Annotated in this window: 13 protein-coding genes; 2 read left to right on the top strand and 11 right to left on the bottom strand. The window is 44.3% G+C overall.

Annotation, left to right across the window (positions count from 1 at the left end):
• Nucleotides 1-21: 21 nt before the first annotated feature.
• Nucleotides 22-579, bottom strand: a complete 558-nt coding sequence (locus ACE4RR_RS12280; protein ID WP_375535711.1) for a GNAT family N-acetyltransferase — start codon at nt 577-579, stop codon at nt 22-24.
• A gap of 20 nt (nt 580-599) precedes the next feature.
• Nucleotides 600-2,237: a DUF2339 domain-containing protein gene (locus tag ACE4RR_RS12285; RefSeq protein WP_375535712.1), complete on the bottom strand. Its 1,638-nt coding sequence runs from the start codon at nt 2,235-2,237 to the stop codon at nt 600-602.
• Nucleotides 2,238-2,500: 263 nt separating this feature from the next.
• On the opposite strand from ACE4RR_RS12285, the gene desB reads away from it, so the two are divergent.
• Nucleotides 2,501-3,592, top strand: coding sequence for a Delta(10) desaturase DesB (gene desB, locus ACE4RR_RS12290; RefSeq protein ID WP_375535713.1), 1,092 nt, complete (start codon nt 2,501-2,503; stop codon nt 3,590-3,592).
• 31 nt (nt 3,593-3,623) lie between these two features.
• On the opposite strand, the gene ACE4RR_RS12295 is transcribed toward desB, so the two are convergent.
• Nucleotides 3,624-4,430: a histidinol-phosphatase gene (locus ACE4RR_RS12295; protein ID WP_375535714.1), complete on the bottom strand. Its 807-nt coding sequence runs from the start codon at nt 4,428-4,430 to the stop codon at nt 3,624-3,626.
• A gap of 371 nt (nt 4,431-4,801) precedes the next feature.
• Here ACE4RR_RS12295 and ACE4RR_RS12300 point away from each other — a divergent pair, with 371 nt between their 5' ends.
• A complete protein-coding gene (locus tag ACE4RR_RS12300; protein WP_375535715.1) occupies nt 4,802-5,215 on the top strand; it encodes a DUF4395 domain-containing protein in 414 nt (137 codons plus the stop codon).
• A gap of 249 nt (nt 5,216-5,464) precedes the next feature.
• On the opposite strand, the gene ACE4RR_RS12305 is transcribed toward ACE4RR_RS12300, so the two are convergent.
• From ACE4RR_RS12305 to ACE4RR_RS12340, 8 genes are all read right to left on the bottom strand, one after another.
• The gene (locus ACE4RR_RS12305) at nt 5,465-5,851 is read right to left on the bottom strand and encodes a hypothetical protein (protein ID WP_375535716.1); all 387 of its coding nucleotides are present in this window, start codon (nt 5,849-5,851) and stop codon (nt 5,465-5,467) included.
• A 118-nt stretch (nt 5,852-5,969) separates the two neighbouring features.
• On the bottom strand, nt 5,970-6,659 hold the full coding sequence (gene bioD, locus ACE4RR_RS12310; RefSeq protein WP_375535717.1) for a dethiobiotin synthase: 690 nt from the start codon (nt 6,657-6,659) through the stop codon (nt 5,970-5,972).
• Entirely contained in the window at nt 6,660-7,835 is a 1,176-nt protein-coding gene (bioF, locus tag ACE4RR_RS12315; RefSeq protein ID WP_375535718.1) for an 8-amino-7-oxononanoate synthase, read from the bottom strand.
• Entirely contained in the window at nt 7,816-9,180 is a 1,365-nt protein-coding gene (gene bioA, locus ACE4RR_RS12320) for an adenosylmethionine--8-amino-7-oxononanoate transaminase (RefSeq protein WP_375535719.1), read from the bottom strand. Before bioA ends, bioF begins: the two co-directional genes overlap by 20 nt.
• On the bottom strand, nt 9,177-9,947 hold the full coding sequence (locus ACE4RR_RS12325) for a 6-carboxyhexanoate--CoA ligase (protein WP_375535720.1): 771 nt from the start codon (nt 9,945-9,947) through the stop codon (nt 9,177-9,179). The genes bioA and ACE4RR_RS12325 overlap by 4 nt, the downstream gene beginning before the upstream one ends.
• Nucleotides 9,948-10,112: 165 nt before the next feature.
• The gene (locus ACE4RR_RS12330; RefSeq protein ID WP_375535721.1) at nt 10,113-10,760 is read right to left on the bottom strand and encodes a DsbA family oxidoreductase; all 648 of its coding nucleotides are present in this window, start codon (nt 10,758-10,760) and stop codon (nt 10,113-10,115) included.
• A 110-nt stretch (nt 10,761-10,870) separates the two neighbouring features.
• Nucleotides 10,871-11,119: a YkuS family protein gene (locus ACE4RR_RS12335; protein WP_375535722.1), complete on the bottom strand. Its 249-nt coding sequence runs from the start codon at nt 11,117-11,119 to the stop codon at nt 10,871-10,873.
• Between the two features lie 78 nt (nt 11,120-11,197).
• Entirely contained in the window at nt 11,198-12,403 is a 1,206-nt protein-coding gene (locus tag ACE4RR_RS12340; protein ID WP_375535723.1) for a CHAD domain-containing protein, read from the bottom strand.
• Between the last annotated feature and the right edge of the window lie 24 nt (nt 12,404-12,427).

Here is a 12,427-nt window from a genome sequence, read left to right on the forward strand (position 1 = left end):
GGCGAGAGCCTCTTTCAAATTTTAGAGGCTGCCTTTTCCTCTGTACTCCATCAGCCAGCAGTCCCGATACTCCCCTTCGTGCCACTCATGCTTTAGAAGTGGCTTAACGATGACAAATCCACTTTTTTCATAGCATCGCAGCGCTCTCTTATTCCATTGCTGAGGATCCATAACGATCAGCTCTGCCTGCATTTCTTCTATTAAATACGCCGACATCGCTTGTACTAATGCTGTCCCAATTCCTTTGTTCTGATAATGAGCTTCTCCAATAAATTGATCCATTCCATATATGGCCTTCGAATTGTCGGTTATGTGATAGAGTTTTTTTGTCGGTTCATCTACTAAATAATATTGAATGTAGCCAATGGGATGATCATGATATTCAACGATACATCTGAACATCCCCTCTTCATCTCGGTAAAATTCCTTCATTATTTTGTCCATCGAAAAAGGATGATCGCGCCCTTCATAATATTTAAGCACGAAAGGGTCATTAAGCCATTTTTCTAAAATTGGACGTTCCTGCATGGTGAGGCTGCGAACGACCAAGCTTTTGCTGCGAAATATTTCCTTACCCACATTTCTGTCTCCCTTTTATTTTAATCATCGGTGGTACGACTACTGTAAAAAAATCTCGACAGTAATACTCCAATACCACCTAGTACAATAAACAGCAGAGCCCGGACTATCAGCGTGACTTCGGATATATCGATGAAAAAAACCTTGGCGAGCGTTCCGAACAAAAGCCCTAGACCAAACAGACGAAATAGACTGTTATTTTTCCAGAATCCTGCTAAGATACAGATTGCGGCAAACATTATCCACGAAAAGGATAAAGAATACAGCCACACTTCTTCGGCTGAGCGTATTGTCACAGCGTGCACAAAGAAGCTGACATAGCTTAGTAAGAGTAATAGCAATGCAATTTCAAATGCATAAAATTGACGTAAATATTTTTCATTTAACGAGAAAATGTGCCCTGCAGCGTAAAGAGCAGCAACACTTACCAATACAGCCGCCCAGTTAACATGTTCTGTCGAGTAAAGTTCAAACGGTACGTGATAAGTGAGCAGCAGCACACTTAGGATAAGAGTACTGAGACCGAGCCCGCTTTGAAAACGGGAGCCAAGCTTTAAGCCCAGCGATATGGAAACTGCTCCCGTCACCGCCAGCGTCCCCGTAAATACATCGTCGAAATACCTCAGCACCAGCGCAAGGATCGAAAATACAGCAGCTGCAAGCAGCACTGCTGTCAACGAAGTGTTGTGCCCTTTCCTGTATGCAGCCCCGGCTCCAAGCAGGTGAACAGCAAGCAGTAAAGTTGTTATCCACGCAAATGTCTGGTCGGAGAAATGCATGGCTGCCCAGGCAGTTAAAAGGACAAATTGAGAAAATAACACCCCAGTTTGATGAGCGGGGTAGTGCTTCCATTTGAACATAACGACCGCAAGAAGAGCATGCTGAATCAGCAGTCCTCCGTACAGGAAATACGTTTCAGCGTTCGAGTCTGTCCAGGAAACCGGAAAATAAACGACATACAATGCGGCGATCGAGAGATAAAATAGTACCAAAAACCTATAACGAACCGCTACCGCAAAAAACAACACATACATGACCCATTCGTACGCCGCATAGAAGAAGATATTCGCTTCATTACTGTCGATTAGGATGGGGTTTAGAAACCCGCCGGCTGCAGCGAGTACGGCTAAAGCTTGAGAACGATAATGAATTGTCAGGCTCACAGCTAGTAAAGCAGTACATAAATTGAGCACAAACGCAGCTGGTGCTGGGATCATTTCATATAGAATGTGTCCTGTATAAGTCGTCAGCGTTGGAATCACAACCGCTGCAGCCAGCAATACCTGCGCAAATGCCGTCGCTCCTTTTCGGTACTGGTGAACACCTGCCAGGAGCAGACCGGCTGAAACACTATACCCAATCCCGAGAATTAATGGTTCAGTGAGTAATCCATTTTCATACGCTGCTGCAAACGCCCACACAACACCTAACAGCAGTACAAATAAAAATATTCGCGGAAGCCATACGGTACCGAAATTATCTCCCGTCAATACTTTTGGTTTACTTTCTGTCGCTGTTCCTGATTTTATTACTGAATTTTCCCGCTGTGCTGATTCGGCAGCCTTATTTTCTTCCTGACCCCCAGCTGATATCTGCTTCTCCAACTGAGTGACTCTTCGCTCGAGCTCTTCAATCCTCCGATCTCTTTCATCTGTCATTATTTTGACCCCCTAAGTCACATTTTTGGCTTACTATGATCATAGCAGAGCCTGCTTTGTCCTTTACTCTTTTGCATGATATTTCCATATTGCTACACAATGTATTGAGGAATGTGACATTTTTTCATAAGGTTTCATCAAATATTAAGACCTGGTTATAATATTTATTGACTGACAGCTACTTCGTTGTTAAGATTGTGAAGGCTGCGATCCGTCTGAATATTATTACTATATACCAAAAGGTGGAAGAAGGATGCATATTAATGAGTGAATTTCACAGCTTTGGCTGGTACGCCTCCCGCATAAAAAAGAAGCTTCCAAAGGAAGTATTCAATCCAGTTCCTGCCCGTCTTTTAGGCGGCCTGGCCTATTTAACCGTAGTAGTCGCAAGCTTTATTGTCATTGGCCTGTTTGATCTTCACCCCATTCTGAGTGTTTTTTTATCATTAATCATAGGAGCAAGTTTTGCAGCGATGGGTTTTTTAGGACACGAAATTCTCCACGGCACTGTAGTCCGCAAAAAATGGCTGAAAAACCTGCTTGGCGCGATTGCATTTTGGCCACTCAGTACAGGTCCGGCACTTTGGACGAAGTGGCATAATTTAACACATCACGTACACACACAGCATGATGAAAAAGACCCTGATGCCTGGCCGACACTCGAAAAGGTTTCTCGGATGAAAGGCATACGCAACGTCTATCGTCTGCCACAATCCATTAGGGCTTTTTTTAGCTTTGCATCATTAAGCATTCAATTTACTGCTCATTCTTTGAAAATGTTTGGTATTTATATTAAGGACTGCAAAAAGAAAAAGCTGCCGGAGGTGTGTCTGCAGGCGATACTTCCTTGGGCTTCATGGATCGGATTAATGTTTTTAATGGGCTTTGAAAAATGGGTATTCGCGTTCCTGCTTCCATTATTTATAGCAAACTTTATCGTGATGGCATATATTTCGACGAATCACCGTCTCAATCCGCTTGTACCGGTAAATGATCCGCTCGCCAACAGTTTAACAGTAACGGTGCCGCGCTGGGTCGACGTGCTTCACTTTAACTTTTCCTACCATACCGAGCACCATTTGTTCCCGGGCATGAGCTCCAAGTATTATCCGCTTGTGAAAGAGCACATTAAAAATATGTGGCCGGAGAAATATCACGAAATGCCGATGGGAAAGGCGTTAAAAGCACTATGGAAAACGCCGAGGGTCTATTTTGAAAATAACGAATTAGTGGAGCCGTTTGCTGATAAATCCTTCGGCTCCCTGGGAAATGGCCTTGATCCTGATAACATTCAATCACAAAGCTATAAGAAAAACAGCAGCTATAAAAATAGCAGCTATAAAAAAATAACCTGATGTGAAAATCACATCAGGTTTTTTGACGCTATTAGAGCGGTATCACAACTGGTTTTTGTTTTCTATAAAACCGCCATTCGGTATAGCCGATTTCTTTTAAGTGTGCCTGCACCTCTGCCCAGTCTTCACCGACTCTCTCCGGATGATGACTGTCTGAGCCAAAGCTGACCGGTACGCCAAAATAGCAGGCTCTTTCAAGAATGTCACCCGCGGGATACCAGCCGCCGCAGTCCTTCATTTTTCCGGACGTATTAATTTCGATCGCGATATCCTCGTCAGCGATCACCTGCAATGTGTTGTCGATTTCTATTGTCTGCACTTTCGCAATTTCAGGAAAATAGCCTTTTATTGCGTCAATATGGCCAAGGATATGAAACATACCACTTTTGGCGGAGAGCTGTATCAGCTTATAATAATCCTCTTTCACCCGCAGAATTTCCTCTTCCTTCATACCATCCCACCGGCTTTTATCAAATATATTAATGCCGTCAACAAAATGAACGGAACCGGTAATATAATCGAGCGGATATTTGGCATATTCCATCCTGTATATCTCAGCAGATGCAGGAAAATAATCTGATTCCACTCCGGCAAGCACTTCAATATCGTTCTTATATTTTTCTTTTAAATGGACAATTTCTTCAATGTAGGAACTGAATTCGCTTTTTGCCATTGTTAATCCTTGAAATGGATGATCGCCATCCTCGGCAAAATACGGAGAATGATCTGAAATGCCAATAACGTGCAAATCTGCAGCGATGGCGGCTTTTATGTAATCTTCGATATCATCAGCTGCGTGGCCGCACCGGTAATGATGGGTGTGTAAATCGAATTTCATTCTAGCAGACTCCTCCCCGTGTAAGGTTAATTATAGATTCTAATACCAGCTTACCATACAAATTAAGCTGCCTGCCTCCTCCAGTGTCTGTGGGAAGCATGCCGATGCTGGCGACGTGCTTCAGGCGGACATGAGATCCGCTATTCTTTCAAAATAGCTCTTTTTGGAATGTTTTGCGGACTTCAGGTAAGCTATTAGCCTGGCTGACAGGGAATTCGGCTTACATTTCAGCCGATAACGGAACCCTTGTCAGCAGAACAAGCCATAGTGTGTTTGGACAGTCAACCTGATAGATTTCTTACATAATCTTTATTTCAGACAAAATATAATACAGATATGTATAATATGAATTAAGTAAAGGAGAGATTGATATGGGAATCCCCAAGCCGCTTGTTCAGCTGAACCAAGTTTTTATAATTATTACTGTCGTCCTTGCTCTGATCCTCCACCATGTCGTTCTACTGCTTCCGTTTATCATCGGTGTGATGACTTTAATGACCAAGCAGAATCCGCTTATTCGATTCGGCAGCAGGTTTTTGAAAAAAGACAGGGATCAATATATTCAGGAGGACAAGAGTCAGCAGCTGTTCAACCAGTGGATTGCCACAGCTGCTTTAGGATTGGCCGTTATTTTCTTCTATTTAAATTGGACCGCTGCTGGTTACATTTTTAGTATTTTGGTTGCCGCTGCTGCTGGTGCTGCACTCATGGGATTTTGTATTGGCTGCACCATACGCTACCGCTATATCATGTGGAAACACAAAAGAACGAAAACTCAGTACTAAAAAGAGGATGGCTTACAGCTGTTCATTGCTTTTGAGTCTGGAATTATCAGGAAAACCGCCTTTTTTTACTGTTATAGATAGTAATACAAAAATAAAAACCCTTCTGTACATATCATATAAGCAGGAGGTGATAGAAAAAGAATCTATCCTTTGAATAAGCATGCTGCGAAGTGGCTGGCCACAATAAAATAATCATTTCAATAATTGCAGCAGCTTACACTTGGCACCGACCGCTGGTGCTTTTTTTATTTAGGCAGCGTTTTCCTTTTTATGATAGCTGCTGATACTATCGGCGCGCTTTAATATGCGGATCAAAGGAATCACCGTCAGAATCGTAAATACCATGCCGGGGATGGCTCCGATAATTAATGGCCATGCGCTTACCTGCAGTGTTTCTGCGAGTCCAATACGAGCGGCGAGTGTACCAGCCGGACCAGCAAGAAGGATAACCGGCACAGAGTGGCCAAATAAAGCAATGATTCCGCCTGCCACCATCCGAAAGATCATTGAAACCTCCACATTGATAATCGTATGCAGCCCCAGCATTAGTAGAAGCGAGCTCGCAATCAGTCCGGCTGCGATATAACGCCAGAATCCGTATACGACAGCAATGGCTACGGCTATCGGAGCTGACATTTGAAACTCTGAGCCGGGAAGCGGTGACGGTATTTTGATCATTCCAGTTACTATAATCAGACAGGCCAACAGACTAATTTTTGTTAATTCCAGCGTTTTTGATTGAATGATGTCAGCCTCATCCTTTCACATTAGATAAGTTGATTTTATTTTGTACAGTAGTAATAATTTCTTCTTGATCATCTGAGTCGAGCCATGGAATGACCCCAAGGACCGGCACGTTTGCGCAGGTTTCTATCAGATGTGGATTCGTCTTTTCTGCAACTCCTGCTTCGTGTTCTTTGCCGCCGGTCAATACTACTCCCAAGACGTTGAGACCGGCTCTGCGAGCATAGTCAACGGTAAGCACCGTATGGTTTACTGTCCCGAGACCCGGTCTTGCCACAATCAGAAGAGGAAGTCCGAGCTTGAGTGCCAGGTCTTTTACGTTGTACTCTTCTCCAAGCGGCACCGAAATTCCGCCTGCCCCTTCCACGATATAAAAGGAATGTTTATCATTCATCGCCTGCCAGCGCATAAATATGTCGATTAGTTTAATGGAAATTCCCATTCGAGTGGAGGCTAATAATGGTGCGAGTGGTTCCTGAAAAACGAAAGGAGTTATTTCTTCCAGAGGCTGGCTGCTCCCGGCAAATGCTTTTAAGATCATCGTATCGCTTTTCGGACTCTCCCGTTTAGTACCGCTCAGCATTGGTTTAAATACACCGACATCTACTCCTTCGCGGCGGAGGGCACCGGCTATCGCTGCAGCTATGTATGTTTTTCCGACATCTGTATCGGTTCCTGTCACAAGTATTCCTTTTCTCATTTATATCAACTCCAATTCCCGGCCTGCTTTTTGAAAGGCCGCACAGACCTTTTGAAGCTGATCAATCGTATGATCTGCCATTACGGTTACACGAATACGGCTTTTTCCTTCCGGCACCGTCGGAGGCCGTATTGCCGGTGCGTAAATTCCTTCATCGTCGAGTATTTCAGCAAAGTGTACTGCAGCTTTTGCTTCTCCAATAAAAATAGGAAGAATTGGCGTAGGATGTTCGCTGACAGAAAATCCAAGAGAGGCAAGCCTTTCTTGAAGAAAACGGATATTACGCTGAAGCTGTTGCAGACGTTCCGGTTCCTTATCCATGATTTCAATTGCAGCAAGTGCAGCTGCAGCAGATGCAGGCGGCAGAGCAGTCTGGAAAATAAACGTTCGCGCCCGGTTCCGCAGCAGTTCGATAAGGATGCGCGAACCTGCGGCAAAACCTCCCTCCGTTCCAATCGCTTTACTTAAGGTTCCTATGCTGAGGTCAACAGCTTCTTGAAAATACTCCGGAGTGCCGCGGCCAGTGTCCCCAAGAACGCCCGTTCCATGAGCATCATCCACAATCACATATGCTTTATACTTTTTTGCGAGTCTTGTAATTTCAGGCAGCGGTGCGATGTCTCCATCCATACTAAACACTCCGTCCGTCACAATAAAACGGTTCTGAAAATGCTTTGCACCCGTTAACAGAGCTTCAAGATGCAACATATCCGTATGACGGTAAATGCTTGTTTTGGCCTTACTTAACCGGCAGCCATCAATAAGGCTTGCGTGATTAAGTTCATCACTTAATATAATATCTTCTTCCCCGGCGATTGTTGATATCACTCCAATATTGGCAAGGTAACCGCTGGAAAACAAAAGTGCTGCATCTGTTCGTTTATAAGCCGCAATCTTTAACTCGAGCTCCTCATGCCAGGGGCTTGTCCCAGTGGTAAGTCGAGAACCGCTGCTTCCGACCCCGAACTGCAGAACAGCCCCGGCCGCAGCTGAGATCGTTTCCGGATGAGAGGCAAGACCGAGATAATTATTGGAAGAAGCCATTATCATCTCTTTTCTACCGATAACCACCGAGCCCGCAGGCGAACTTTCCATTTTTCTTGTTTTTCGGTAGAGCCCGAGGTTTTCGATTTTTTCTAATGCTTCTTCCGCCCAGCTATATACCGGCCTGTTCAAGACGCTCCGCCTCCTCCACGGTTACTTTCTCAATTGCTTCTTTCATGATTTCAGTCATTTCCCTCAGTTCTTCTTTCGTGCTTACGAGCGGAGGCATAAAAACAGATACATCTCCCATCGGCCGTGTGAGCAGGCCTAATTCTCTCATTTTCAATGAAGCTTTATAGGCGGTCCTGCTCTCGAAGGGAAATGGCTCCTTCGTTTTTTTATTTAATACTATTTCGATTCCGCACATATACCCAAGCTGCCGCACATCCCCAACATGAGGCAGTTCAGTAAACTCTGTGAGCAGCCGCTGCAGGTAGACTGATCGGTCTGCCACCAGCCCGACAATATCGTCCTGCTCAAACAATCGCAAGTTTTCTAAGGCTGCAGCACAGCCAAGCTGATTCCCAGTATAGGAATGTCCGTGAAAGAAAGTTTTCAATGTTTCATAGTCATCGTAAAACGCTTCATAAATCTGCTCTGTCGTCATTGTCACTGCTACCGGCAGATAGCCGCCAGTCAATCCTTTTCCCGCACAAAGTAAATCCGGACTCACTGCTTCATGCTCGCAGGCAAACATTTTTCCGGTGCGTCCAAACCCGGTCGCCACTTCGTCAACAATCATAAGCACGTCATATTTCGTGCAAAGCTGACGCACTCCGCTCAAATAACCTTCAGGCATTACAATCATTCCACCTGCACCCTGAACCATTGATTCTATCGTTAAGCCGGCGATATTTTCATGCTCCTCCTCGAGAAGGCTTTCAAGGCTTTTCAGACTTTCATCGCGGCACTTATCAGGGCTTTCTCCTGGATACCGGTACACATTTGGGACCGGTGTACGGTAACCTTCGAACATAAGCGGTCCGTATACAGCGTGAAAAATATCAATTGATCCGACGCTGACGGCACCGATCGTATCGCCGTGATAGCCATTTTTTACCGAGATAAATTTTTGCTTTTGTGTTTTCCCTATATTCTGCCAGTACTGAAAAGCCATTTTCACGGCAATTTCAACTGCTTCAGCCCCACTGTCTGAATAAAACACTCTCGTCAGTTCGGCGGGAGTGAGAGAAACGAGCTTTTCGGCCAGATCTGCCGCCGGAACATTAGTCATGCCAAGCAGTGTCGAATGCGCAATTTTTCCCAGCTGGGCAGTGATGGCTTCATCGAGCTCTTGTTTACGGTGACCATGGACATTCAGCCATACGGAGGAAAAAGCGTCAAAGTATTCTTTTCCGTAAATATCTTTTACTTTAATTCCCTCTCCGCTTTCGATAATGAGTGGATGCTCGTCATAATCCTTCATTTGAGTAAATGGAAGCCATAAATGTTTTTTACTTTTATCTACCAAATTCATTCACTGTTCATCCCTTCGATAAGTAGTGGTTGTGTTTCCAGGTATTCGATGTAAGATGACAGATGCATGCTGCCGTCTGCAAATATAAGTCTGCCGCCTCTGTTGTCTCCTATTTCTTTCATCTTTGTGATTCTGTGGTAGCCAATACGCGTGCCGGCGGCATAGCCCGTTATGTAGTCAGGGTCATCGCTCCAGCATAATTCTGCTGCTGTGGCGGGGTGGCTGCACACCTTAGAAGCAATGGTAAGTGCTTCTTTCATTCGTTCATTGCGAGGCTGTTTTTGTGTTTTGGCCCAGCTCTTAAAATTCTCGGCCTCCCAATCAAGCTGAGAAACGCGTACGCCTTTTTCTCGACGATCGTCCAGGCGCTCGCCTGTGGATTTGTCAATAATAATAGCGCCTCTCGTTTCAAAATTGTTTTCAAGTATGTTTATGGCCCGCTCAATTGCGATGATTGAAAGTCCACACGTATTCAGGAGTTTGACCGCCACCTTTCTTCCTTCCTCCACGGTAGCTGCTGGGGTTGAAAATACAGACAGCGGCCGCTGCCGCTGAATTCGTCTGGTTACTTTTTCAATAGTGACGTTAAAAAAATCCGGTGTGCCACGTTCATGAGAAAAAGCTTTTTCTGTTAACGACGCCGTTTTTTCAGCAAGCTGATCTTTTTTTGCCAGCGCTTCTCCACCCGAAATATGTCTCCCGCCTTTTCCATGGGCACCGCCTTCTGCTGACCGCATCCGAATGCTGTAAAATGGATCATCGCTCATTAGGAAAAGTCACTCATTTCTGTTGGTTAATTAATTGTTAACCTTTATAATTTTAAAGTTAACAATTATTTTCGTCAACTGTCCTAACGAAAAAAACCAAAGATTTCAGTCTCCTTGACTGAGTCTTCGGTTTCATTAATTATTTACATATCCACTAAAAGAGTGTTATTCAACTTTTTCTTCTATATCTGCTTTTTCTAACACTTGCAGGAACGCTTCCACTGGCTGGGCTCCGGATAAGGCATATTTTTTGTTAAACACGAAGCAGGGTACCCCTTTGACTCCAGCCTGTAGTCCGTCCTCCTGATCCTGCTGCACTTCTTCGCGATAGGCATCTTCAGAGAGAACTGCCAGCGCATTTTCTTTGTCGAGACCGGCTTCAGCAGCTAATGACGCCAGAGTTTCATGATCGTCGATATCTAGCGACTCTGTAAAATAAGCCTTCATTACCCGTTCCATGAAATCTTCCATTTTCCCATTTTCTTTCGCAAAGTGGCTCAAGCGGTGAGCGTCCTCCGTATTCGCAGGGATCATCGTATCAAATTGATAATGAAGTCCGACTTGCTTTGCCTGCTCAGCCATCTGATTATGCATTGCTTTCGCCTGGTCGATAGACACTCCATATTTAGAAGCAAGCTTTTCATGGACAGTTTGATCCCTTTTTTTCACAGCGGATGGATCCAGCTGAAAGCTCCGGTAGACTATCTGCGGTGGTCCGTCTGCTGAAGAGAACTGCCGGAGCGCCTCCTCAAGACGTCTTTTTCCGATATAACAAAATGGACATACAATATCTGACCAAACTTCAATTTTCATCATTCTTCCCCCATTCATTAATACCTCTCTCACTATGTAACGTACCACACCAATTACCAACCAGCTTGAATTGTGTAAAAATTGTGGGGGCCTGGCCCCCACAATTTTTTTTAATGAAGCTGCAGTTTTTCTTCTACTTCATCGCAGATTTCTTCTGAATTAAAGCCATGCGCGTTGATAACCGAGCCCTGGAATTCGGCATTCTGCATGTTCATCATGTTTTGGTCCTGCCCTGAAATTACACAGCAGTCACAGCCATTCATATCCTGTTCACGCTTTAATACCACTACGTCGTGACCGTGCTCACGAAGGAGCTGCTGAACATCTGTTAATGTTTCCTCTACGCCAATCCGTGCCATATCCTCTGCCTCCTTGAAATGTTTTCCTCTTTAATATGTGCGCTCTCCGCACAGATCATTCATTTCAAAAAGACGATCCTATTGTATTTCTAAAGCATTGACATGCTCGTTCAATTCATGCTCGAGCTGCTGCTTGAACTCGTCAATCGCAGTGTCCTCTGCTTCAAGTTTTTTCATTTCTTTCTTCAACGCTTTCAGCCAATCACGCCTGTCATTAATGTCGCCGAGCTGCCGTTGATTTTTCTTATACGGCTTCGCCTGTATTTTATAATGATTCCCATATACTTTCCCAAGAAAGTTATAACAGTATCTTATTTCCTTTGATTTAATTCTCACCTCATGCAGGGCCTTCAGCGCTTCCCCGGATTCCTTTCTAAATTCTTCCGCTGCTTTCCGATAGTTTTCTACCGTTTCGCTGTACACACTCGTATATTCAGCGAGCCGTACTTTGATATCAAGCGGCAGCACAAGTTCAGGTAAAATATTTATCTCAAACTCCTGCGTCCGCCTCCTGAATTTATCATCTATAATATTCAAAAGGTTTTTCTCAAGCTTTCGTTTTTGTTTTTTCATCTGCTTTTTTGTAATTTCTTTTAGTTCAAGGTAAACCTCAGCATGTTCATCGTTTGCCTCCTGCTCTGCTCGTTTTTGAAACGCAGCTATGAGAACATCACGTTCTCTCACTTCTCCGAGCAGCTTATGAGCTTCTTTTATATTCTTTAAAATTTTGTGATCCTTTTTCATCCCTAGAAAAAGCAGCAGTGCCCGAAGACGCCGGCCTTTTACGCGCGCCTGATGAACATCCTCTAAATCTTCAAAAGTGAGCGATTTTTCACAATATTGAATATACTCTTCCGCCAATTTATTAAACACGTTTCTCCATCTCATCACTAGTTCCTCGTTTGCCATCTTTAAACAATGTTCACAGAGAAACGACTCTTTGATCGGAAACAGTCCTGTATCAGACCCGCAGATTTTGCATTCTGGAACCTTCACTGAAAAAACCGCGGCTTTGTTTTCAATTGTAATGCCTACTTCCGTTCCCTTCTTCCACGCAAACTCGCGGCGCATTTCAGCCGGTATCTGCAGACGTCCATGGTCATCCAGGGTTTTAAAAGAATTACTGCTTTGGTCTGGCGCCGCGGTTACACGAAGCCCGTATGGCTCCACTGATTGATCCAGCTCAAGCTTCGTATCCATCAGTCCCAGCTGTTCACGGATATTTTTCGGAATAACGATTCGTCCCATTTCATCAATTTTTCTAGTGGGTACTGAAGCTTTCATCTGCGCCCCCCTCTTTTATGATTT

The sequence above is a fragment of the Alteribacillus sp. HJP-4 genome, from assembly GCF_042139015.1.
Classification (GTDB): Bacteria; Bacillota; Bacilli; order Bacillales; family Marinococcaceae; genus JBHIKY01.